The sequence below is a fragment of the Bartonella sp. B39 genome, from assembly GCF_053795145.1.
Map to the genome: position 1 here is coordinate 534,688 of NZ_CP200036.1, position 24,471 is coordinate 559,158.

Annotated in this window: 20 protein-coding genes and 3 pseudogenes; 18 read left to right on the forward strand and 5 right to left on the reverse strand. The window is 39.2% G+C overall.

Going from position 1 to position 24,471, the window contains the following annotated elements; all coding sequences use genetic code 11:
• Positions 1-98: 98 nt before the first annotated feature.
• From V4P57_RS02375 to lptF, 3 genes are read right to left on the reverse strand one after another with little or no spacing between them, the layout of a single operon-like run.
• Positions 99-2,465: an LPS-assembly protein LptD gene (locus V4P57_RS02375; protein ID WP_455466600.1), complete on the reverse strand. Its 2,367-nt coding sequence runs from the start codon at positions 2,463-2,465 to the stop codon at positions 99-101.
• Positions 2,466-3,557: an LPS export ABC transporter permease LptG gene (gene lptG, locus V4P57_RS02380; RefSeq protein WP_455466601.1), complete on the reverse strand. Its 1,092-nt coding sequence runs from the start codon at positions 3,555-3,557 to the stop codon at positions 2,466-2,468. It lies immediately after the preceding gene.
• The gene (gene lptF, locus V4P57_RS02385) at positions 3,554-4,744 is read right to left on the reverse strand and encodes an LPS export ABC transporter permease LptF (protein WP_455466602.1); all 1,191 of its coding nucleotides are present in this window, start codon (positions 4,742-4,744) and stop codon (positions 3,554-3,556) included. Before lptF ends, lptG begins: the two co-directional genes overlap by 4 nt.
• 404 nt (positions 4,745-5,148) lie before the next feature.
• Here lptF and V4P57_RS02390 point away from each other — a divergent pair, with 404 nt between their 5' ends.
• Positions 5,149-5,595, forward strand: a complete 447-nt coding sequence (locus V4P57_RS02390) for a DNA polymerase III subunit chi (RefSeq protein ID WP_455466603.1) — start codon at positions 5,149-5,151, stop codon at positions 5,593-5,595.
• Positions 5,596-5,783: 188 nt separating this feature from the next.
• Positions 5,784-6,068 (forward strand): hypothetical protein, encoded by a 285-nt coding sequence (locus V4P57_RS02395; RefSeq protein ID WP_455466604.1) that lies wholly within the window; start codon positions 5,784-5,786, stop codon positions 6,066-6,068.
• Here the strand turns inward: V4P57_RS02395 and V4P57_RS02400 are convergent.
• Positions 6,043-7,332, reverse strand: a complete 1,290-nt coding sequence (locus V4P57_RS02400) for an MFS transporter (protein WP_455466605.1) — start codon at positions 7,330-7,332, stop codon at positions 6,043-6,045. The two genes, V4P57_RS02395 and V4P57_RS02400, sit on opposite strands and share 26 nt — an antisense overlap.
• Positions 7,333-8,559: 1,227 nt before the next feature.
• Between V4P57_RS02400 and V4P57_RS02405 the strand changes: the two genes are divergently transcribed.
• The 9 genes and pseudogenes from V4P57_RS02405 to V4P57_RS02445 all read left to right on the forward strand — a co-directional run.
• The gene (locus V4P57_RS02405; protein WP_455466606.1) at positions 8,560-8,934 is read left to right on the forward strand and encodes a hypothetical protein; all 375 of its coding nucleotides are present in this window, start codon (positions 8,560-8,562) and stop codon (positions 8,932-8,934) included.
• A gap of 873 nt (positions 8,935-9,807) precedes the next feature.
• Entirely contained in the window at positions 9,808-10,113 is a 306-nt protein-coding gene (locus tag V4P57_RS02410) for a hypothetical protein (protein WP_455466607.1), read from the forward strand.
• Between the two features lie 9 nt (positions 10,114-10,122).
• On the forward strand, positions 10,123-10,272 hold the full coding sequence (locus tag V4P57_RS02415; protein WP_455466608.1) for a hypothetical protein: 150 nt from the start codon (positions 10,123-10,125) through the stop codon (positions 10,270-10,272).
• Between the two features lie 174 nt (positions 10,273-10,446).
• Entirely contained in the window at positions 10,447-10,767 is a 321-nt protein-coding gene (locus tag V4P57_RS02420; protein ID WP_455466609.1) for a pertactin-like passenger domain-containing protein, read from the forward strand.
• Between the two features lie 61 nt (positions 10,768-10,828).
• Positions 10,829-11,783: pseudogene (locus tag V4P57_RS02425) on the forward strand (autotransporter outer membrane beta-barrel domain-containing protein); the annotation flags it as partial.
• A 366-nt stretch (positions 11,784-12,149) separates the two neighbouring features.
• Positions 12,150-14,720 carry a BafA family autotransporter gene (gene bafA, locus V4P57_RS02430; RefSeq protein WP_455466610.1) on the forward strand — a complete coding sequence of 857 codons (2,571 nt, stop codon included), beginning with the start codon at positions 12,150-12,152 and terminating at the stop codon, positions 14,718-14,720.
• A 382-nt stretch (positions 14,721-15,102) separates the two neighbouring features.
• Positions 15,103-15,516, forward strand: coding sequence for a hypothetical protein (locus V4P57_RS02435; protein ID WP_455466611.1), 414 nt, complete (start codon positions 15,103-15,105; stop codon positions 15,514-15,516).
• Positions 15,517-15,871: 355 nt separating this feature from the next.
• A complete protein-coding gene (locus V4P57_RS02440) occupies positions 15,872-16,633 on the forward strand; it encodes a pertactin-like passenger domain-containing protein (RefSeq protein ID WP_455466612.1) in 762 nt (253 codons plus the stop codon).
• A gap of 11 nt (positions 16,634-16,644) precedes the next feature.
• Positions 16,645-17,695: pseudogene (locus V4P57_RS02445) on the forward strand (autotransporter outer membrane beta-barrel domain-containing protein); the annotation flags it as partial.
• Between the two features lie 514 nt (positions 17,696-18,209).
• On the opposite strand, the gene V4P57_RS02450 reads toward V4P57_RS02445, so the two are convergent.
• Positions 18,210-18,734: a helix-turn-helix domain-containing protein gene (locus V4P57_RS02450; RefSeq protein WP_455466575.1), complete on the reverse strand. Its 525-nt coding sequence runs from the start codon at positions 18,732-18,734 to the stop codon at positions 18,210-18,212.
• 148 nt (positions 18,735-18,882) lie between these two features.
• On the opposite strand from V4P57_RS02450, the gene V4P57_RS02455 reads away from it, so the two are divergent.
• From V4P57_RS02455 to V4P57_RS02485, 7 genes and pseudogenes are all read left to right on the forward strand, one after another.
• Entirely contained in the window at positions 18,883-19,176 is a 294-nt protein-coding gene (locus V4P57_RS02455) for a helix-turn-helix domain-containing protein (protein WP_455466949.1), read from the forward strand.
• A gap of 73 nt (positions 19,177-19,249) precedes the next feature.
• Positions 19,250-19,390 carry a hypothetical protein gene (locus V4P57_RS02460; RefSeq protein WP_455466613.1) on the forward strand — a complete coding sequence of 47 codons (141 nt, stop codon included), beginning with the start codon at positions 19,250-19,252 and terminating at the stop codon, positions 19,388-19,390.
• A complete protein-coding gene (locus tag V4P57_RS02465) occupies positions 19,374-19,772 on the forward strand; it encodes a hypothetical protein (RefSeq protein WP_455466614.1) in 399 nt (132 codons plus the stop codon). The genes V4P57_RS02460 and V4P57_RS02465 overlap by 17 nt, the downstream gene beginning before the upstream one ends.
• Positions 19,772-20,632 (forward strand): annotated as a pseudogene (locus V4P57_RS02470) (ParB/RepB/Spo0J family partition protein). Before V4P57_RS02465 ends, V4P57_RS02470 begins: the two are co-directional and overlap by 1 nt.
• Positions 20,629-21,087 carry a hypothetical protein gene (locus V4P57_RS02475; RefSeq protein WP_455466615.1) on the forward strand — a complete coding sequence of 153 codons (459 nt, stop codon included), beginning with the start codon at positions 20,629-20,631 and terminating at the stop codon, positions 21,085-21,087. Before V4P57_RS02470 ends, V4P57_RS02475 begins: the two are co-directional and overlap by 4 nt.
• Positions 21,084-23,066, forward strand: coding sequence for a transposase domain-containing protein (locus V4P57_RS02480; protein ID WP_455466616.1), 1,983 nt, complete (start codon positions 21,084-21,086; stop codon positions 23,064-23,066). The genes V4P57_RS02475 and V4P57_RS02480 overlap by 4 nt, the downstream gene beginning before the upstream one ends.
• A gap of 46 nt (positions 23,067-23,112) precedes the next feature.
• Positions 23,113-24,459 carry a phage tail tape measure protein gene (locus V4P57_RS02485; protein ID WP_455466617.1) on the forward strand — a complete coding sequence of 449 codons (1,347 nt, stop codon included), beginning with the start codon at positions 23,113-23,115 and terminating at the stop codon, positions 24,457-24,459.
• Positions 24,460-24,471 lie beyond the last annotated feature (12 nt).

The following is a 24,471-nucleotide window of genomic DNA, read 5'->3' on the forward strand; positions in this document are numbered from 1 at the left end:
TAAGCCTTCGCGTTAGTTTATTAATTTTCATCCACTGATCAAAATATACGTTTTTTTCTATAAAAACAATGATAAGTTAAATTGCCTATACATTCCATTTATAAATTTTGGTTTATCTTTTTTCCAACATCTGCAATTGTACGCAATGAAAGGGAGAAATTAAAATTTTGCAAAGGTGTTTTTTTTCCTGGATCAATAATCTGCTGATAACCGAATGTTAATCCAAAACATTCATCTGTGTAATTCAAGCTGATTCCCCGCTTTATAAATGTATTGGACATCAAATCATAACCAGCATTGCTATTAAGAGTCCAATAGCTAGCTAGTTTAATACCAGTTTGAAAAGAAATCTCTTGCCGCTCTTGTGGATATCCATAATTTGGTTGGCTTGCAATATAGGCATATTGTAGAGTCGCCCGAAAATTCTGCCATTTCTGTGATACTTCAATTTCTCTACGGTGGATTTTCCCTGTTTTTTTATCAAAACGTCCACGTGTTTCTAAGGAAAAACCACTTTTATGGTTTGCACCGAACATTGCAACATAGTCTGAACGTTTTGCCTCTAAGCTTGAGTGAATACCTAAATTAACAAAATCCTTTTCTGCAAAGGAATTTTTTCCCGCAAGATGAAAGGATTGTCCAACAAGACCATAAAAAGACCAATCATTTTTAAAGTTTCCAGAATATCTAAAACCTATATTGGCTCTTGTTCCACCTTCCACACGGTCGTAACCAGAGAACTTATTGCGTTGAAAGAGGCTAGTTGCATCAAAGATAAAACTTTGTGCATCTTCATTAGGAAGTTGTCCGATATATCGCTCATTATTTCGTATAAAAATTTGTGTGGTTGGTTCTATAATATGTGTGGAATTTTCCAATGTAATGAGGAATGGATAGCGTAATTCTAAGCCAGCAGTTGCCATACCACGAAATGCCGAGTTACGAAGAGTGGATAAAGAGTCATTCGTTATAGAAGAAATATCGTTTTTGTACACATTTGTTGTAATGATATCAGCACGTAAAGAGAGAAGAGGGGTTAATATAAGTCCATTGCGCATGTTAATGCGCTTTTTCCATTCGAGCTCATTTGTTAAACGAAAACTGTTTCCAGGGATACCAGAAAGTCTGGCAGCGTTGAGAGGCTTCCCACTCCAGTCAGTAGAACTAAAGTCAGCACGACGACGATAAATTGATTGCATATTGCTATGAAAAATGAGTTCTCCATTATAAATTGGTTGATCTGGTGTAAAAAAATAATCGATACGAGGGAGAACCCACGCTTGGCGAGAGTGGCGTTCATTAGGATTATTCAATATCAAGTCTTGAACGTTGAAATGGTAAAAATGCATATCAAAGTAGTTCTTTTCTGCAAGACCATTCAAATAAAGCTGAGAAAGTTGTGTGGGATTGTTATAGCTTTCAAGTTTATAAGCACGACTAAAATGTCGATCAGACTGTGCGAGAATATCCCATCCATAATTCCAGCGTGAATTAATACGAAAATTACCCTTTGTTGCTAGCATATAACGGTTTCTATGTTGTGCATCAATTGTATCATTGTCAAAGCTGTGCGGTTTCATTTGATATATATGCGCAAAGCGAATGTTGTAATTTCCTGTTTTAAACCGTTGACGCCATTCACCTTCAGTTAAAAGCCCTTGTTTGGTATAGACAGTAGAAGAAAGTGTGAAGTCATAATGAGGTGACAAATTCCAGAAATAGGAATTTTTTATACCCATGCCAAGATAATCAGCATAATAAAAATGAGGAGCAAGGAAACCGCTAGCACGCTTCACAGTTGGATCACTAATCTCAAAAGTTGGAAATTGCAGAATCGGTACACCAAAAACTTCAAAATGGCTATTTTCAAATCGAATTTTTTTGGTAGAATTATTCCATATGATCTTTCTTGCTTTAATCTTCCACAGCACTTCTCTATCTGGTTTATAAGAACAAGGTTCACAGGCTGTATATGTGGCATTGTTGAAGACTGTTACCCCGCTGTTACTGCGCGTAGCACTTTCTGCTGCAAAATGGATATTGTTAGCGGTGTCAATGCGTAAAGCATTTACGAATCCCTCGCTGAAGTCTTTGGTCATATCAATTTGATTGGAATAAATTTTGTTACCATCTTTTTGAATAACTTCAGCATTACCTTGCGCTATAATTCGTCCTGTTTTTTGATTGTAAGTGACTTTTTGAGCGATGACTTTGTTGCCATTATATTCAATTTGGACATTGCCTTGTGCAGAAACAGTGTTTTCATCACGATTGTAGATGAGTTCATCTGCAGAGAGCAAGAGGGAACTTACCAAATTTTGGTTACGATTTTGAGCAATAGAAGTAGGGCTTTTAGCCTGTACAGAACAGGATAAAGACATACCTAAAAAAAAGCCTACGGCACTTCTAAAGACAAGTGCACTTAATTTTGTTAAAATCACTCTCTTACTTATTAATGCGTTCACTTAGCCATCCTCTTTATGAAGTAAAAAAGAGATTCCCAAAAACAATGCAATAACAACTGGTGTCCAAGCTGCAATAATTGGTGGAATATACCCAGCATTGCCAAAAGCTTGAATGAGTACAGAAATAACATAAAGCATGAATCCAGCCAGTACACCACCGAGAATCAATGCTCCAGATTGTTCAAAGCGTGTAAAGTTTAAGGATACAGTTGCTGCAATGAGAGTCATTGCTACAAGCAATGCAGGCAATGCAATCAAAGACTGTAAATACATATCAAAATTATTGGCAGAGTAGCCAAATGATCGCGCGATCATAATTTTTTTTGGCAATTGGTAAAATGGGACAGTCGCGGGATTTGCTAAACGTTCAGTTAAAAATTCTGGCTTTAGATTGGTTTTTATTTGAAATTCATAAAATTTTTCAGGAGCATGTCCTATTTTATAGATCGTTCCATTTGTTAATAGCCAAGCACCGTTTGTTAATATTGCTTTTCTGGCATTAATCCAATTTTTGATTGTTGCATTATCATTATATTGTACAAAGGTTGCGTCGATAAGAGAAAGTCCCTGATCGGTGATAGATTTAGCACCAATGGTTGTTCTGCCTAAATTTGTACGCTGTGTTAACCATGGGATGCGCATGTTATGAAGAGGTGTTAGTACACTATTGCTACGCCATTCAGTTGTCATTTTTTCTGCTTGAGAAAATCCCCATGCGGCAAGTGGATTAATAAGAAAAATTGAAAATAATCCAAAAAGAAAAGCTCCCAAACAAGCAGGCATGAGAAACTGCCATGCAGAAATACCAATTGAGCGAGTTACAACAAGTTCAAGTTTTCGATTAAGCGAGATTAACATTACCATTGCGGAAAAGAGTGCAATAAAGGGGATGAGTTGTTGCATGATAAAAGGAATGCGTAAAATAGAGATGAAAAAGGCATCTTTTGCCGTATAATGTGGAAGGTTTGATAGCCGACCAGAATTTTCTGTAAAGTCGATCAAAAGAGCAAGAATCAAAATCCCCCCCAAAAAATAACAGGTTGTTCTAAAATAACGTATAAAAAAATATCGTCCAATCGTCCACCCAATCATGATACCTCATCTGAGGGATGTTGAGATTTTCGATGTTCAAATTTATGGACCAATTTTTGAAAAGCTATTTGAATAACCTCATTAAGTTTTGTTGGGATACCAATTTGATGATTTGTTAAGAGCATAAAAAAAGTAAGAACACTCACGCCTATGGGGGTAATATAAAGGAGAGGAATATATGCGAGATCGCTCTTTGCTTTTTCAGCGAAAAAATATTCTATCCAATACACTAGCAAAGAGAAGGTAATTGCAGAAAGGTTTGCGGAGTTACCTGCTTGTCGATATGAGCGTGTATTTCCTGCGGCTGCTAATGCAATGAGTGAAAAAACAATTGGATAGAGCCACTCGGTAAGCCTGCGGTGAAATTCAGCTTTATATTGGAGAGGTTTTCGCTGATAGTAGAGATCCTTCGGATCAGGGTTTAATAAATAAGAAAGCGGGCGATCTTTTGGGTAAAGTGTGGGTGTCTTATTGTTGGTGATGAATTCACCTAGGCTAAAGGTATATGAGCTGAATTGAACGATCGAAATACTGTCATTTTGACGATTGATTCTTTCTATTTCTCCATTATTAAGAACCAGAAAACTGCCGTTTTTATTGCTCACAATGGATGCGTCTGTTGCATAATAAAAAAAATCAGTCTTAGGATCACGCTGGTCGGCAATGAAAAGACGCCCAAGCGTTCCATTTGGATTGCGTTCACCAATTTCTATGTAAAGATTATTAGCTAGTTTTTGGAAGCTTCCTTCACTAATGAAAAGATTAATAAGATCAAAATGAGCGCTCGCTAGCATTTGTCGCATGTTAAAACGTGCTTGAGGAACAACAAAATTGGCTATAGAAAAGGAAGCACATGAGGCAAAAACAGCGAGAAGAAGAATTGGTTTCCAAATAGTCCTTTTGGGAAAACCTGAGGCGCTGATGATCGCGAGCTCTAAGTCTTTATTCATTGTTGAAAGAGTGCTTGTAGTTGCAATTACTAATGCAAATGGAATGACAAGAAAAATAACAGAAGGAATCAATGAAAGTGAAAATTGTAAGACTGTTAGCAGTGTTTGTCTACTTGTTGTGAGAAAGTTTATCCTTGCAAGAATTTGCACTGTCCAACTGATACTGATTGCTGCAATCATGACAGCACTAAATAGAACAAGAACACGTTTCAGGATGTAGAACTCAATAATACGCATAGATTGGATAACATCCTCAGTTTTTAACTAGAAAGCAGACATTTTACATTGCCTTGAATTAAAAATATAATCAAATTTAAAAAAATATCTTTATGTCTATTGCACATTTTTACCAAATAAACAGTGTAAAATATCGTTAACTTTAATCTATTCTACCATATACTTTATTGTTGACAGTAGTCTATAGAGAAGATGGAAAACGCGCTACAATAAACTTTTTTATTAACTTAAAAGACAGTAACTTGTCTTTTTTTCTTTTTAAGACGCATGTAAAAAAGGTAAAATACACAATTTCAAAAAGAGGAATCGTTATATTTTTAGCCAGTTTCTTTTGTGCTGGAGAAAATAGAAGGTTTTTTCAGAAAAGTTTTGATTTTTTATAAAAAGTGATGAGGCTTGAGAGAGTGGATATTCTGTTCTACCATTTGACGCAGTCAACGCTGGGAGATATTTTACCAGCGCTTGTGGAGCGTGCACTTGATCGTTTTGATAGGATAACGATACAATTTGTGAATACAGAGCAACGCGATGCTATAGATATGCGTTTATGGGTTTATGCCGATGAAGCATTTATTGGACATGGAACTGAGTGTGATCAATATCCAAATTTTCAGCCTGTATTTCTTACTACGAGTCATGAAAATCCGAATGATTCAAAAATCCGCTTTCTCATAGAGGGAGCTGTTTGTGCGGATATTGATGTTTATCAGCGACTTGTAGTGATATTTGATGGTCGGAATGCTGAACAGTTGGATCTTGTTCGTGCACAGTGGAAAAAATATAAAATGGAAAATCATAATTTAACTTATTGGCAACAGACTGAAGATCGCTGTTGGGAAAAGCAGGTTTGATGTGTGCAGCGTCTGTTATTTTGCTTTTTATAAGATTGATAGGGGTAATAAATCCAGAGATTTTTATTTCGGAAGAATCGAGAGGAGACCGTTGGATTTTCAGTATGATTTTTTTCTGGAGGCAATAAAGATGTGGTCAAAAATCGTTAATTGCTGTCTTTCTCGCAAAATATTTAAACGGAATGATGATGATCATTGATCGAGTTTTGCTTGTTTTATGGGCTGTGATGTTAGCGTTTTTTTGCGTTTCATGGTTGGGTACAACGCATATTCTATCGAAAATATTTCCTATAGTTTGTATTGGGGATATAGCAGATGTTTTATTTTTTTTTCTGAGCGCACTTTTTGCTGGAATATTGTGGTGGAGTGTACCGCAACCAATGTCTTTGAAAATAAAAATGGCGGCATTTCTGCCGCCAGCATTTTTTTATTATTCCTCATTGTTTCCTAGTTGGATATTTCATCATCTTTAAATCCGACGAAGCAAAGCAATGAAATGAAAGAGGAAAGAAGCAAATAATAACCAATATAAGAAGCATCAAAATTTTGCACCAAGTGTTCTGCAATATAAGGTGCAAAAGATCCTCCAACAATACCGGATAAATTAAATGTTACAGAGGCACCTGTGTACCGAATCTCTGTTGGGTATGGTGAAGCCAAAACAGCACCAAGCGGACTATACACCATTCCCATGATCGATAAGCCAATAGTAGACATTGCAAGGATTCCTAAGATTCCAGAGCTTAAGAAATAAGGAACTGCGAAAGAATAGATACCAAGAATAATTGTGACCCATATCATCAAAGTTCTACGTCTAACACGATCAGCGATTTTTCCAGTAAGAATAGTAAAAATTGTACAGAAAACAGCACCGATAATTTCTACTTCAAGAGCTTGATAAAATGGTAACTGTAAATGGTTTGTTGCATAGCTTAGTAAATAGGCACTCACCAAATAAAATAACACAAACGTCGCCATACCACAAAATGTGCCAAGAAATAGAATTCGTGGATATTTTAAAAAGACATCTATTATAGGAGCTTTGACACGTTCTTTACGTTCAAGAGTTTTTTTGAATGCAACTGTTTCGTTTATTGAAAAACGAACCCATAATCCCACAATCATAAAGATCACTGAAGCAATGAAAGGAATACGCCATCCCCATGCCAAAAGTTCGTCATGACTAAGAAAGTGCAACAGGCCTAAATAAACAGCAATAGACGAAAACAAGCCAAATGGAACACCTAATTGAGGAAACATTGCGTACCAGCCACGCTTTTCTGGAGGAGCATTTTCTGTTGCGAGGAGAACAGCTCCCGCCCATTCACCCCCTAACCCCATACCTTGACCTACACGGCATAGCGTTAGAAAGAAAGGTGCCCACCATCCCGCGGTTTCATAAGTGGGAAGGAAACCGATAATAGCTGTTGACAAACCCATAGTCAGAAGTGCAGCGATAAGTGTCGCTTTTCGTCCGATTTTATCTCCAAAATGTCCAAAAACAACTGATCCTAAGGGGCGGGAAAAGAAAGCCGCTCCAAAGATTAGGAAAGATTGTAAAATAGCAAGTTGATCATTTTGCGCTGGAAAAAATACATAAGGAAATATGAGAGCTGCAGCAGTTCCAAAGACATAAAAATCAAAGTATTCAATTGTTGGTCCAATAAGGCTTGCAAATAAAATACGACGAGGAGAATTTTTTTTGCTTATACCTTGTGTTTCTGAGTTTATAGACATGAATAGAATGTCCCTTCCAGTATATGACAAATGAAATTATAAAACTAATTTCTTACAGTTATAAAAATTCCAAAGCAGTGTCGAGTCGATAATTATCTATGCTTTTAATACATAAAAGCAATAAACACGGCACAGTCAATATGGATGATTATCCCCTAGATATATCCAAATTAACTACAATAAAAACACCATTCTAAATGCCACAATTTTAAACACCATAGAAGATGGAAACATGTTTCTATAAACGACACCATCTCTTTAATTTTGTATTACTGTCTCTTTCAAGACACGATACTATCTTATTCTGTTTAGGGATAAATTTGTTTTTTTTTAGATTTAGTGTTTAGCTTCTCAAAAATATCCAAAAAATCTTTTTTTTCTACTATTAAAACAATTTATAAGTGTATTAGTAATACTAATATCAACTTTGAATTGCTAGCAAACCTATTAGTATATGCTATTGATGAGGCAGATTCTAGTGCATTGAATGCTTTCTGTATGGTAGTGTGCCATCTTAAAAAGCATGAGATTAAGTAGGGGCACCGTATCGTTTGTATATATATGCACTTTTTTCTGAATGCGTAGAATTTTCTATTTGAACTCATGGAGTATGGTATAGTTAATGCAATGCAAATTAAAGTTAAATTTGAAAACATTCATAGCTATTGGTTTTCTTGTAAAGATCGCAAGTGTGGGTGGAGTAGCTGTGTCGGGGGAGAGATAAATCATACCAATAAGCATAAGTGGACATCTAGAAGAAACGAAAAATTGTTATCAGAATTGAGAGGATTAAAAGAAAAAAAGGGGGATAAAAAAGAATACTGAATGAGCAGACAATAGCAGTAAGTAAGTTATCGGAAGAAGAGAAGGAGAGAATAGAAAATATTTCCTTTAAAGTACTGACGAATTCAATAATTTATGATGATACTGCAGTTTATATTACCAATCATAATTCTGGGGAATTTGGTGAAAAAGTAAAGAGTTTCAACTATAAGAATGCAGGATATTCTCCAAATAATACGGTTTTAGAGGGTGGAGGGCTCTATATTGATGAAGCCAGTGTCAGTAGGGATACGACAATCAAAAGTGGTGGTATTGAGCTTGTCAAAAATCTGAGCATATTCAGAATATGCTGTCGTTAAAAAAGGTGGAAAACAAATTATTAAAGGGGAAGCAGTTGCAGAGGGCACCAAAATTTATGGTGGTGAGCAGATTATTTTTGAAAAATTGGTTTCCGAGGTCGATACTGAAGAAATTGAAAGTGATGTTCAAGGAAGTAGAGCTTATGATACGGTGATTTATGGCCAAAACGGGATGCTATGGCTACAAAATGTGTATCGTAATGGAACAGTTTTTAATACAAAGATTATGAGGGGAGGTGTACAGAACTTTAATGGTACAGAGAACTTTAATAATGGGTTTACAAAAGACGATGGTGTAGACGATGGAGATTTTATATTAAATGAAATCGCTTCCGCACTTAGAACTGAGTTTTTAAAAATGGTGTGCAAAACATCTATGCAGGAGGGAATGCGAGTGATCTTACTTTATATTACAACGCCACTCAGGAGATATGTAATACTGGATATGCGGATGATTTAAACAATTAATGCATCAAGCAAAATCATGATTACATGCTGGTGCAATATTAGATAAAGATACAACTGTTGATGATTTTGCTAACCTCTATCTCTATGCTGGTAATGGTAAAGCTTTCACTAAATTGGAGAGTATTATTTTAAACGGAGAAGATGCTAAGCTATACTCTATTGCTGCTGAAGATAACGGAAAAAATCCCAAATTAATATTAAGAGTTTGAAAAGAAGTGGCAGAGTTATTTTACGTCTTCAGGGTTTGCTAGGTATTACTTTCAACGTAGAGTTGACGATCTTTCAGGTTCTTTACATTCAATCTTACCAAGCATTTTGGTAATTATTCTCTTTAAAAAAGTAGGTCATGTTACCATACAATGAATATTATTGATTCTGGGATTGAAATTATAAATTCTTCCCTAAAAAACTTAGATTAATTTCTGATTGCAGTGGAAATACTCACGTTATTTTGACAAATAGCCTTGGTGAAAAAATCAGAACTATTGATGGTGGAACTTATGTGTATAGCTTGAAACACATAAAAATAAGGATGCCGGTAAAATTTGGTATTTAGATGCAAACTACATCATTGATGAAACGACTTCACAAATTTCTTATGTTGTCTTACTAGTTTATCGAATAGTCTACCAACGGAACTCGCAATTGATAAAGGGAAAATTGTTATTATTGTGGATTATAGCTTTGATAGTCTTAGTAAATGCAACAATGACATTGACAGTTGCAATGCAGAATCTTCGATTAGTAATAAGGTTCGGTATGGTGGGGGGATCCATGTTTATAACGGCGGTTTTAATCTATATACCACCATTGAAATGGTGGTGTTGAGATTATTAAGACACAGGGATTTTTACAAGAGACCATTGTGTATAAATATGAGCAACAAAGAATTGAGAATGGAGAAAAAGCTGAAAGGACTAAAATTTACGGTGGCGAGCAGTTTGTTTCAGGAGGGATTAATATCAATGGTGAGTTGGTGAGGAGCCGTACCTATGACCCTGTTATTTCTGGTCAAAATGAAGCGCTAGGATACCAGAACGTGTATAATGGCGGAATGGTTTTTAGAACAAAGATTACGGAAGGAGGAGTACGAAATCTTTATGTAGAAGATGATTTAAAAGATAATAGCAGTTCTGCATTTGATACAGAGGTTTTTTCTGGTGGAGAGTAAAATGTTTTCGTGGGAGGTGAGGCTATTGGTATCGTTTTACGAGGAACGGTTCTTCAGAAAGTAGCTTTAGGGGGCTATGTGAAAGATTTAACGATTAATGAGAAAATAAAATCATGGTTACAGCATGGTGCAAACATTAGAGAGAAGCATAACAGTTAATGATTCTGGACGAGTTTATCTTTATGCTGGTGCTTATCAATCTCGTACGGAAGTAAAATAAATTCTTTTAAATGGAAAGTATTCCAAATTGTATTTTATTACTTCTAACATTTATGATGAGATTTCTTTAATTAAAAATTTAGGGGGGATGGCAGTGTTATTTTTACTTCTAGCGTGTTTGGCCCACATTACTCTCGACTTGAGATCAATAATTTTTCAGGGAATTTACATTTTAGATTTAATACCAATTTTGCGAATCAGCACGGTGGTTATCTCCTTATAAGAAAAGGTAAAGGTCATCACAAAATAAGCATTATTGATTCTGATATTAAAATTACCGACTCTCCTTTAATAAATCAGGATTTGGTTTTTGAACTTGATTTAATCCATGATCAAAGCGGAGAAGCACATTTTACTCTGACAGATTTTTCTGGTGAAGAGATTGATGCTATTGACAGTGAAGTCTATATATATGCTCTAAAGAAAAAATCATAACAAAGGAAAAATCTAGTCCTTGTTTGCGGTTTACATTGATGATATACCATGCGCGAGTAGATCTCCCCGAGCATTTGAGCCAAAATCAATTTCTTACTTTTTAACTACTCCCTCTACGGATGCAGTATTGTCACTATCAGCGGCTCCTCAGCTTATCTTTCATAACGAGTTGCAAACTATATGTGCAGGAAGAGGCCTCCTAGATAGAAATAAGAAAAATGCGGTGCTACGGATATATGCGATCAAGAGCAAAGAAAACATTGCAACGGGTTGTACAGATTTTAAGCTTGAGTAGACGGGTATAACCTTAGGGATAAGTGGCTTAAGCAAATTAATGAGTGGAGAGTTTTATATTGGTGGTTTTGGCAGTTATGATAAAGCCCGTGTTATGTATGCACGAGGTGGTATCAGCGGCATAAGCAGTTATAGCATTAGAGCTTATGCAACTTATTTTGATCATAGTGGAGTGTATCTGGATGGTGTTTTGAAATACAATCATTATCAAAATAATCTGAATGCAGTCTCAACCAATGGTTTAGCAATTGAAGGAAGTTATGATCAGTGGGCAGTAGGTACGTCATTTGAAGCGGGGTATCATTTTAAAGTAATAAAGACTTGGTTGGATACAGCCTTATGCGCAATTGACGTGGCTGCAAGATGCAGGTAAAGAAATCGAGCTTTCTAATGAAATGACAGGTGATATAAGCTCATCGCTTTCATTACGCAGTGATGTAGGCTTATCGTTAGGGTATGAATTTGGACCAGAAATGGATGCTTCATCTCAAGCTTACATTACTGCTTCTTGGATACGGGGGAGTAAAGATAACAATTACACAGCAATTAATAAACTCCATAAATTTACCACAGACTTATCAGGGAATGCAGGTAAATTGGGAGTTTGTTTGAGCAGTTTAGTGAGTGAGAAATTAAAGTTTTATGCGGAAGCACATTATGTCAAAGGCCGCAAGGTGAAGCAGTCTCTTCAAGATATTTTGAGCGTATACCATAGTTTATAAGCATGTATTTGTTCTCTGATCAGTTTTAGCATTTTAAGAATTTTGGAAACTAGACACGCGGTGTTGAGGTAGCATTTTTCATAGAAATGGACTTTTCGTAAAGGCTATATACTCTGCTGCGTGTCATTTTTCTCGTATTTTACCCTTTACAATTTTCTGAAAAATCTTTGGAGGAGTGTAAAAAAAGCAATGTAAGCACTGCCTTATACTCTCAATCAAACAAATAATTCAGCAGTGTATAAATAGAGATTTTTTCAATATTAATAAAGTGTTAAAGATAATTCTTAAAATTTTAGGTTGAAAATAATTTTTGCAGAGCTAATTACCTCTGATGTCTACTCAGGCGTGAAGGGGGAGGGTATAGTTATGCAATATAAGTGGAAACAAGGTTATTGGGCACTCATGGTCAGCAGCTGTTTTGTTCAAGCGGCTGTTGCGGGTGAGAGCAGGATACAACTTTTTGACCAGCCTTCATATTATGGCATAAACAAGAAAATATCACATAGTCAACATAATAGAAGTGTGAGAACAGAAGAATACACAAAGGTTCAAGCATCTAAAAGTGATGCCATTGTAAAAGCAAGTGGCGGATCAGGCTCTTTTGAAATGCTTAATGGTATTGCTACGAATAAGAGTAGTGAAATATTAGCCAGAAAAATGCGAGATTCTGTTGGCAACGGTGTTGGCGATATCGAATCGTATGTGCAAGAAAAAAATAATACGATACTTAAAAGTTCTGAGCTTATTTTCATTAATAGTGGAACTGAACTAGAAAATCATTTATTCGATAATAATGGTAAAGGCTACTTTTTAAATGATGGTAATACAGATAAGCCAGGGAAGTCTATCAATAACACGGTGAGAAATGGTGCAGAGATTCATGTTTCTGCGGGAGGCCTCAGTGAAGATAGTAAAATTGAACATGGTGGAACTGAAATTATTCAGGCTTCAAAGGGGAAACAAGGCTTTTCAAAAAATGCTGTCGTTAGAGAAGGTGGAAAGCAAAGGATTAAGACCGGAGGAAAAGTCGAAGGAGCAAAAATCTATGGCGGTGAACAGTTTATTTTCGGGGAAGGGGATGTCGGAGGACAGATTAAAGGGAGTAGTGCTTCAGATACAGTAATTTATGGTCAAGGTGAAACACTAGGACAACAAAAGATATACGATGGGGGAAGTGCTTGGAATACGAAAGTTATGCGAGGGGGTGTACAAGAGATTGCAAAAAAGGATCAAGGTGCAAAAAATGGTGGTTTTGCGTTTGATACACAAGTTTTTGGTGGCGGTAAGCAGCGTGTGTTAGAAGGAGGGAATGCTATTGACGTCTCTTTAAATGAGACTGCTGTCCAAGAAGTATATACCAATAGATATGTGAAAAATCTAACGATTAATGATGAAGCAAAATCATGGGTGCATGCGGGTTCGACGTTAGAAGGCAAGACACTGGTGAACCATTCTGGACAGCTTCATCTTTATACTGGAAATGATCAACATCGTACTACAGCAGAAGACGTTATTTTAAACGGACAAGATGCAAAATTATACTCTATTACCGAAGAGTTTGATGGAAAAAGTTCTTTCATTCAGAAATTAAGTGGTGAGGGGAGTGTTATCTTTGCTTTTACTGGCTCTGATCCGTATTATTCTCAGCTTTATGTTAATAATATTTCAGGAAATTTACATTTCAAATTCAATACCACTCTTGCACGGAACCGTGGTGATTATCTCTTCATTGAAAATGGAAAAGGTAATCACACAGTAAGCGTTGCTGATTCTGGAGTTGAAATCACTGATCCTTCTTCAAATAAGCGTGATTTAATTACTGATCAGAGCGGTGGAGCGCAGTTTACTATGACAAATCTCTCAGGTGAAAAAATTCATGCTATCGATGGTGGAACCTATATGTATGATTTGAAACAGAGAAAGGAAGAAAATGGAAAAGTTTGGTTTTTGGCTGCGGATCGCATCAGTGGAACAGGATCTTCTATGCCAAAACTAACAGATCCGTTGGCTCTTGGTGGGGCGTCAACAACTCCTTCAGTTGATGCAGTGCTTTCTACAGCGGTAGCTTCTGGGCTTGCTTTTAACAATGAACTGGAAATTGTGCGTACTGGGAGAGGAATTCTGGATTATAATAGGAGAGATATGGATCTATGGACTTATGCGATCAAGAGTAGAGAACGTATTGCTACAGATCATACACATTTTAAGCTTGAGCAAACAGGTATAGTGTTTGGTGCTGATCGGTTGAACGAATTAAAGCATGGAGATTTGTATGTTGGTGGTTTCGGCAGTTATGATCAAGTACGTGTTGCTCATGCACGAGGTGGTGCCAGCAACGTGAACACTTATAGCGTTGGAGCTTACGCAACGTATTTTGATACTCGCGGGTGGTATCTGGATGGTGTTGTAAAATATAATTATTACAAAGATAATCTGAAAGCCATTTCAACGAATGGTTTAGCTGTTCAAAGCGATTATAATCAGTGGGCGATAGGTGGTTCATTTGAAATGGGCTGTCGTTTTGAGCCAGCGCAAAGCACGTGGATGCAGCCTTATGTCAAGCTCATGGGTTTGCAGGCTGAAGATAAAAAAATCAAGCTTTCCAACGGAATGACAGCTGATATAAGTCCATTAACTTCATTCCATAGCGAAGTTGGATTAACTGCGGGGCATGAATTTATTTTTGGTGCAGAAACTTCATTAACGGCTTACATTGCGGCAGCTTGGTTGCGTGAGAATATAAATAACAATCATACGACAATTAATAACCAGCACAAATTTATCACAGACTTATCTGGGAATGCGGGTAAGTTGGGAGTTGGTTTAAATAGTTTTATCAATAATAAAATAACGCTTTATGCGGAGGGACATTATCTGAAAGGACATAAGATTAAGCAGTCCCTTCAAGGTATTTTAGGGCTACGTTACAGTTTCTAAATATGCGTTTTACATGCTGATTAAACTTAGAAATGTTATTCTCTTAGAAAACTAAACATTCAATGTCTATACACTCTTGGGAGCATATAGACATTTATGATGATGTTACGCTCTATTAAAGGCGATGTTATTTTTCATTTATTATTACAAGTCTTGCAAATTGTGCCTTGTATGCAAAAATTACACTTTGAATTTTTTTGAACTATACAACCTCGGACTAGAAGATTATTTTTGATTTAATTTTATAATTTATAATTGTATTAATTTAATAACACACTAAAAAATGTTTAGACATAAGTAAAATATATTATGATATAATCAACAGCAGCCCACCTGCGAAGTTGCGGGATGTTTGTTTAATGATTAGAGTGGAGCGTAGATTATGCGACATAAATGTAAGTTAGGTTTTTCAATATTGATGATCAGTAGTTATCTTGTGCAAATTGCAAACGCAGTTGAGAAAAGGAATGAGGCGCTAACAAAGATAACAAGTTTGACAAGTGAGGGGAAGGTATCAAAAGGTTCAGTATTGATTAGTACTCCTTTCAGCATTAATGCTAAAATTGAGGATGGTGGTGCGAAAGTTGTTGAAAATAGTGGAGTTTCCATGGGATCTACTGTTGACAAAGGTGGGATGCAGATAGTTACGCGTGGGGGAACCGCCATAGATACTAAAATTCATGGTGGTAAGCAGCTTGTTTTCGAAGAGCAGCATCTCCTAAATCTTACAAGCGTAGAGAAGCTAAGTGATGCATATGATGCTACAGCCTCTAGTAGTAATGGAGCAATAGGGTAGCAAAATGTATTTGATGACGGAACAGCTTGAATACGAAAGTTATACAAGGAGGAGAACAAAATCTTTATATGGGACATAAAAAACTGGTGGTTCTGCATCAGGTACCACTGTTTCTAAGGATGGTAGGCAGCATGTTTTATTCAGAGGAGTAGCCGCTAATACTACCTCGGATGGGGAAGCTATTCAGGCAGTATACCCTGGTAGAATTGTGGATGGCCTAGTGATTAAAGATTCTACTAAATCATGGGTATATGAAGGGGCAAAGTTATGAGGGCAAATAAAGGCCGAGAATGGAGAAAAACTTTATCTTTACACTGGGGATGTTAGAAATCATATTACAAAAAAACTTTTCGTAGTGGGACTAAGTGAGGAAGAATTATTTTTAGTTAGAGAGCGGAGTAATAAAGACACTTCTCGGTTTAATATTGAGAATCTAAGTGGGAGTGGAGGAACTGTTAGCTTTTCTTCTGTTTCGTATGATAAACACCTTCTTTCACTTTATGTTGGCAATCTTTCAGGTAATTTACATTTTCATATCAATATTAGTGCTACCGGTAACTCTAGTGATTACTTATCAATTGGCAATAGTGAGGATAATCACACAATAAGCATTACCGATTCTGGTGTTGAAATCACAGGACTTCTCTTACAAAAAAGTGGGATTGTTACTGAAATCAACTTGATTACCGATAAAAGCAAAAAGGAAAGGGCTAATTTTACTCTAACAAACTATTCTGGAAAAAAAGTTTCAGCTGTTGATGGTGGAACCTATATGTATAGTTTGTATAAGAGGGAGAGGCGTGCCGATTCTAGTGATGATTCTACAATTTGGTATTGTGGTATGGCGGTTGGAAAGCCAAATTCTTCAAGTATTCGCTTTCCATGCATGAATGAGAGAGAGAAATTTTTACCTTTTTTATCTACTTATACGGGGGAGGAGTCTCTTCGGAATTTTTCTTATTCTCAAGGGCAGGATTCTGCTCTTTCGTTGCTTTTTTCCACTGGTGCAGAGAGGCCTAAGCAAAAAACTAGGAAACGACCTCCACGGCATTTGAGAGAGCAGCCTCCTCCTGTATTATTTCAAAAAAAAATCAAGCTCTTGAGGTGGTCTGTTTAGCAGATTACCATCATCCTACTGATGGAAAACAACAGTCTGTTGTTTCTTCTGATGATTTGTCGCTAGCCGATCAAATGACTGTGCGTCCGAGTGATAAGGCTAAACCTTCTCCACAATTGAGTCAGGAGCTGTTAGTTTCTCACTTTTTAACTACTCCCTCTACGGATGCAGTGTTGTCACTATCAGTGGCTCCCCAGCTTATCTTTCATAACGAGTTGCAAACTATATGTGCAGGAAGAGGCCTCCTAGATAGAAATAAGAAAAATGCGGTGCTACGGATATATGCGATCAAGAGCAAAGAAAACATTGCAACGGGTTGTACAGATTTTAAGCTTGAGTAGACGGGTATAACCTTAGGGATAAGTGGCTTAAGCAAATTAATGAGTGGAGAGTTTTATATTGGTGGTTTTGGCAGTTATGATAAAGCCCGTGTTATGCATGCACGATGTGGTATCAGCGGTATAAGCAGTTATAGCATTAGAGCTTGTGCAACTTATTTTGATCATAGCGGAGTGTATCTGGATGGTGTTTTGAAATACAATCATTATCAAAATAATCTGAATGCAGTCTCAACCAATGGTTTAGCAATTGAAGGAAGTTATGATCAGTGGGCAGTAGGTACGTCATTTGAAGCGGGATATCATTTTAAAGTAATACAGACTTGGTTGGATACAGCCTTATGCACAATTTACGTGGCTGCAAGCTGCAGGTAAAGAAATCAAGCTTTCTAATGAAATGACAGGTGATATAAGCTCATCGCTTTCATTACGCAGTGATGTAGGCTTATCGTTAGGGTATGAATTTGGACCAGAAATGGATGCTTCATCTCAAGCTTACATTACTGCTTTTTGGATACGAGGGAGTAAAGATAACAATTACACAACAATTAATAAACTCCATAAATTTACCACAAACTTATCAGGGAATGCAGGTAAATTGGGAGTTGGTTTGAGCAGTTTAGTGAGTGAGAAATTAAAGTTTTATGCGGAAGCACATTATGTCAAAGGCCGCAAGGTGAAGCAGTCTCTTCAAGATATTTTGAGCGTACACTACAGCTTCTAATACTATATTTCTCTGAGTAGCTTAAATGGATGATGTTTTGCACGTAGCCATTGAGTATCTAGGTTGTAGTTTGACATTATGTTTTGCACTAAGTGGGAAGAGGTGGGATTAGTTAGGAATATGTGGTAATTTGTTGTTTTTATGTACAATTTTTACCATTAAATGCGCGTTTTGTAAAATTAAATTTTGACAGCTAAAATGGCCCAAAAGAGCGAAAAATCATAAAAATCGGAATTTTGTGCTAAAAATGAGAGAAGTCTTTGAAAGGTCTTTGAAGAATTTTAAAAAGTCTGTGAAAGCCCAGAAATCCGGCTTTGAAAGACCTTTGAAAAAAATCAGACAAATCGTAAAAGCAACTCCAAAAACAATCCAAAATGACCAAAAAAGCAAAAAAGATTTTCACCTATTGGTGATTATCTATTTTTATGAGCAATATATTATTATAAATAAGATAGTTACATAATTTTTCTAATGTAAAAAGATTTTCATATCAGTTTTTCATTTTGGAGAGGCATTAAGCCGTATTTTGTGTAGTTGTTATATGTGCTCTTTCAGCTTCGATTTGACGCTTTAAATGCAGTTTGAGAAGAGGCAAAGTAAGCTCAACTTCTTCCGTATCATTGATGTTTTGAGCAAGCTCTTGCAACTTTCCATAGAGCTCCGCCGCGATTTCCGCTATATCTTCAGGGGGGAGTTTTATTTTTGTATCACGATAGGTCGTATAAGCTATGCGACCAAGCTTTTTCATGAGTCCAGCAGGGATGGTAGGTGCTTCTAAATCTGTCACTTTCGTTACGTCCGTGAACATTTCGCCTTCACCTGTAGCTAGCCATTCCACAGATACACCGCAAATATTTTTGTAAATTATCAGCATGGATATAGGTGGTTCGCGTAAGCCAGTTTCATAGTTGCTCATAGTACTTTCAGGTACCGCAAGATGATCAGCAAATTGTTTGCGTTCCACAAAACCAAGAGCAAGACGCACTTCACGTAACCGTTTTGCTAGTTCTGTTTTAGGTTCTTTTTTAGGACGTCCCAAAAAAACACTCCTAATACACATTTAGGTTTACTAATTCATAAAAGTGAATTATATCTTTTATTACCGCCCGATATAGCGGGCATATATTTTACAATTAACCCCACAAAGACGGATGTTGCAGCATCCGTTTGAAGCAGGAGCGAAAGTTATGACCATGACCCAAATATGGGATCGCCATAGTATTTTAGCCGAGCTACGCCGTCGTAATATGACCTTGGCGGAGCTTGCAAAAGCTTATCAACTATCGTCATCCAGTGTTCAACATATCTGGACACGGTCTAACGAGAAAGCTGAACGCGCTATTGCCGATTTTATCGGCTTGCCCGTTGAGCAGGTTTTTAGCGACCGCTACCCCAAAAGTCGCCGTCGCATTTTTAAAGCAGCAAAACACGCTAATACGGACTCGCGTACCCCTTCCGCACTGCGCGGTAATGCCGCTTGAACTCGTTACACGGCTTTGCGTGTTAAACGCATTTGCCATGAATTTAGATACCATAAGATAAAAAGGTTTATCAATGTCTAAACATCAATACGAAATTGGCAAGATAAATTGCACACAGTTGTCTCATCAGGCAGCTGATTGGATGGTTTGTTTTTTTAAATCAGCTGGTGCTTCCATTCTCTTTACAGGGGGGGATTATGGTTGCTGCTTATAATTTATGGGTTCCAGAGGCAAAAAGAGAAATCGTTAATCCTTATTCAGAAGTTGAACGTTTACAAGTGATGCTTTCCTGTTCTTTAAAAGTAGTGAGTGGTGGCTTTAAGCATATAACGATCCGATATATTATTGATCCTCCACATGGCTTATTTGATGCGGCGTTAGCACGACAGATTGTTATTCATATTCTGCATTATCAGTTTGAGGTGCCGCGGCGGCGTATTGTTGCCATACAAGCACGGCAGCGGACTTCTATCTCTCTATCTTTGCAAGTGATTAATCGACGTTTGGAAGAACCTGTTTTTGCGAAAGCTTATCGAAGGTGGGCTGGGCGTGCGATGGATTTGTTTTTTAAAGAAATGGAAAAGGTGGCGGCGTGATGGCACGATTTCAAGAGATTGCTTTAGATTTGATTGTGGTGCCTGAGCGCATTCGCCCTGTAGATGATGAGCATGCCAAGGCGCTTGCGCAATCGATGGTGCGAGAGGGATTGATGAATCCGATTACAGTACGCCATACGCCCAACGCTAAAGGGGGCAATTATACCCTTATTGCTGGTGCGCACCGGTTACGTGCTGCTGAGCTTTTGGGTTATCGGGAAATTGATGCTGTTGTGGTGCAAGCTGATAAGGACAATGCCGCGCTTTTAGAGGTTGCAGAAAACCTTTTCCGCAATGAATTGTCGGTGATTGACCGTGCCTTGTTTGTCCAGACCTACCGCGAATTATGGGAAAAGAAGTATGGGGAGATTCAACGTGGTGGTGACCACGGTAATCAATATACAAAGGATAAAGTGGCAAAGGGTAATGTTTACCCTTTGCCAAATGATGGTGACTTAAATGGCAAAGTGCAAAGTTTGCACTTTGCCAAACATGTGGCGGATCGCATTGGTTTATCGAAACGTGCAGTACATTATTTAACGAAAATTTCCCAGCATTTACAGCCGGAATTACGGGCGGTTTTGCGTGGCACGGCATTGGCGGATAATCAGGCGCAATTGTTGAAGCTTGCGAAGATGGAGCCGGTTGCGTAGCGGCGTGTGGCGATTGCTTTGCAACAGGTTGAGGGGGATTTACGGCGGGCTGTTGATTTGGTCAATGGCATTAATACACCGCTACAAATCAATGAACAGGAACGGATTTTTGCCCAATTGTTGGGTGTTTGGCAGAGAGCGGATGCGCAAACAAAGGCGCGGTTTTGTGATTATCTTGCAAGAGAACGGGGGGAGGAGCAGGCATGAAGAGGCATGGTTCTCAACAGCTTGATTTTTTTCAACAGCCGGTTTTTCCCTGTCGTGAGCCTGTTGCCCAGATTGATCTGGAGCGGTTTCGTTCACGTATTAAGCGTGCCATGGCGCGGGCTTTGCGTGAATGCCCGTTTGAACGCAGTGTGATTGCCGAGCGTATGGCGCATTATTTAGGGATTGGTTGCTTAAGTAAGGCAAGTTTAGATGCTTATGTTGCGGAAAGTAAGCAGGTTGATATTTCCCTGCCGCGTTTTAAGGCTTTTGTGCGGGCGACAGAGGCATTTTGGCTGTGGGATGAGGTTGTGAGTGAAGATGGTTTATTGCTGTTGCAAGGGGATGAGGCACGGTTAGCAGAGATTGCAAGGCTTCAGCAGGAACAGCGGGAGATTGCGGCGCAATTAAAAGCCATGCGGGCTACACCCGTGAAGATTAAGCGGGGGCGGCCATGAAAGAATGGTTTAGCATTGCAGAATTAGCTGCATTAGCCCTGCCAGGACTTCCGTCCACGTATAAAAGTCTCGATAATCATGGACGCACATACTGGCGGAAGAATTCAATTTTTTCAAGGAAAGTGAGGAGAAAAACCAAGCCGGTTTGGGAGTACCACGTCTCTTTATTGCCAGAGCGGTCGCGGGCAGTTTTACTGATGCAGCAAAGAGAGATTGCCGTTTTTCAAAATACGGAAGAAAGTACGCAAAAAGAAGACATTTGGTTGCGCTATGATGGCCTTTCGAAGGCGCATAAAAGCCGTTGTGAAGAGCGTTTGAAGATGCTTTGTTTTATGGATGATTTACTCTTAGCTGGTATGGGTGTGCATGATGCGGCAAGCTTAAGTGCGGTCAAATTTGGAGTAAGCCGCAGGTCAGTTTTTAATTGGCGCGAGAGGGTAGAAGGATATGAGCGTTGTGATTGGTTGGCGGCGTTAGCGCCTTCCTATGGTGAGGAGAGTTGTGCACAATTTGCGCCGTGTCATGAGGGGGCTTGGGAAGTTTTGTGTTCGGATTATTTGCGCCCCTCTCGCCCTGCATTTTCGGCCTGTTATCGGCGCATGGTTACGGTTGCACGTGAGAAAGGCTGGGTTCCTATCCCTTCTGAGCGGGCTTTGCGTCGTCGTTTCAATAAAGAAATTTCCAAAGCGGTTGTGACGTTAGCACGTGAGGGAGAAGAAAAGGCAAAAAAGCTTTATCCTGCACAACGACGTGATCGCAGTGCGCTTCATGCTTTGCAAGCGGTGAATATGGACGGGCATAAATTGGATGTTTTTGTTCAGGTTCCTTGGGCAGAAAAGCCTGTGCGGCTTTATTTGATCGCCATTCAAGATCTTTATTCGGGCAAGATTTTATCGTGGCGCCTATCGGATGCCGAGACTTGGGAAATCGTGCGTTTGGTGATTGGTGATATGGTGGAGGCTTATGGCATCCCGGAGCGTATGACCTTGGATAATGGGCGTGCCTTTACCAGCAAGTGGATTTCTGGGGGTGTGCAAAACCGCTTTCGCTTTAAGATTAAGCCGGATGATCCGCAAGGGCTTTTGACGAGCCTGGGCGTGCAATTGCAATGGACGACACCTTATAGTGGGCAATCAAAACCGATTGAGCGAGCTTGGCGTGATTTGGCAGAAGCGATTTCGAAACATCCTTGTTGTGCTGGGGCTTATACAGGCAATAAGCCTGATGCCAAGCCTGAGGATTATGGGCGGCGTGCGATAGGGTTTGAGGAATTCAAAGCCCATGTTGGAGCGCAAATTGTTGCCCATAATGCGCAAGAGGGGCGCACAGCGGTTAATTGTGCGGGGCGCAGTTTTGATGTGACCTTTGCAGAAAGTTTGCAGTCTGATGGAACGATTATCCGGCAAGCGACAGCGGCACAACGGGCTTTGTGGCTTTTAACGTCAGAGGCGCTTCGCACCCAAAAAGGAACAGGCGAGATACATTTTTATGGCAATCGTTATTGGGCGCGGGCGTTGAATGAGCATGCGGGCGAGAGGGTGATTGTGCGTTTTGATCCGGATCATTTACATCAAGATTTGCGGGTTTATGACCTGAATAATCGGTTGCTTTGCATGGCGTCTTATCTTTCAGATGTTGGCTTTTACGACCAACAGGCAGCACGCTTAAATGGACGTTTGCGTAAAGAGTATGTGAGGGCTGTTAAAGCAGAAAAACAGTTGGCTGCGCAACTTGCTCCTGATCAATTGGCGGATGTTTATCGGCGGATTGAACAAGGGGGTGAAGAACTCAAATCCAAGCTTGCCGTTAAGCCAAAGGTTAGCCGATTGATGCCAAACAATGTGGGGAATTTAGCCCCTAAAGCGGACGATGATGAGGCTTTGGATGCCAAAGAATTTAGTCAAAGTTTGCATAAAGCTTTAAGACGGCTTTCGGCGTTTAATGAGGGGCGTGAAGTGATAAAGTTTCCGCGGGGATAGAATGATGAGAAGAAGAGGGTTTTTTTAAGGGCAATCTCTAGAGTTTGTGAGAGATCAAAAAGTTTTTAAAGGCTCGGTGGAGCAAGAGGCGGACAAACAAGCAACCGGTGCGATGAGGCAATTTGAACTTTTGCAAAACCGTATCGTGGCTTTGGGGATTACCATTGGTGAAGTTTTATTGCCCCCTGTCAACAGTTTGATGGAAAGTGTTGGCAATTTTACCAATGGGTTGATGACATGGGCGAATGCCCATCCCACTTTAACAAGCGCTATCATCAAAACCATTGCCGCCCTGATGGCTTTTAATATTGCTCTGCGTGTGTTGCGTTTTACCATGGCTGGTACACGTCTTGGGTTTCTGCAGTTGATCAGCTCTTTTATCAAGCTTGGAGCACTCAGTCGTGGTCTTAAGGCAAATTGGCGAGGGTTAGCGGCTTCAGGTCGCTCACTGGGAATAATGGCGGCAGGGCTTGGTGGGAGATCACTGCGTCTTTTACGGCCGATAACTTTACTGGTGGCTACGTTTCGGGGGCTTATGGTCTCTGGTTCTGCATTCGCCGCCTCTTTTGGTTCGATAGGGACAGCGATAGAAGTGGTTGGGGCTGGCATTGCCTCTGTAGTTGGTGCTGTTTTTACCCCGATAGGGGCTCTGATTGCTGCTGTTGTGGCTGTGATCCTTACCGCTTGCTTTGCTTTGTGGAAATATTGGGATCGTTTCTCTTCCTTTGTCAAAGGCTTTGCACGGGGAATAACACGCGCTCTTAGTCGTGCCTTTGAAGCCGTCATGCGCTTTTTTGGTGCTGATACCGCAACCATCACCAAGTGGAAAAATATTATTGCCGCTGCTTTTGATTTCTCTCAAGCTTGGCAAAAATTCAAACAAGGACTTAACGCTGTTGGCAGGTGGTTTGGCAATGTGTGGGATGGGTTTAAACAAAGCCTTTCCAACTTTTGGCAATGGTTGGTTAGTTTTTTTGCTCAAGAAAAGCTCTCTGAGGATGCCAAAGCCGGTATGGAACAGGCGGGGGAGGACTTGGCCAATTGGATTGTCGATGGTTTTATGGCCTCCATCACGGGGTTGAGCGATTTTTTTACATCCTTGCCCCGCCGCATCAAGACATGGATTGGGTCGATTGATTTATCGGACCTTTTCCATTTGCCAAGTTGGCTTGGGGGCAAAACAGCCATTCAACCGATTGTGCAATTTGCGGGAAGCCATCACAAACAGGCTCCTGACACAGGGATAAGGGACAAAGACCGCTCCACCATCACCCATAATCAAAATGTCACGGTACATGTCAATGGTGCCCGTGATCCTATTGCCACTGGTCGTGCGGTAAGTCACGCCATTCAACGTGCACGTGCCAATGCCCTGCATGGGGGAACAGAATGAGGGGAGGGAGCC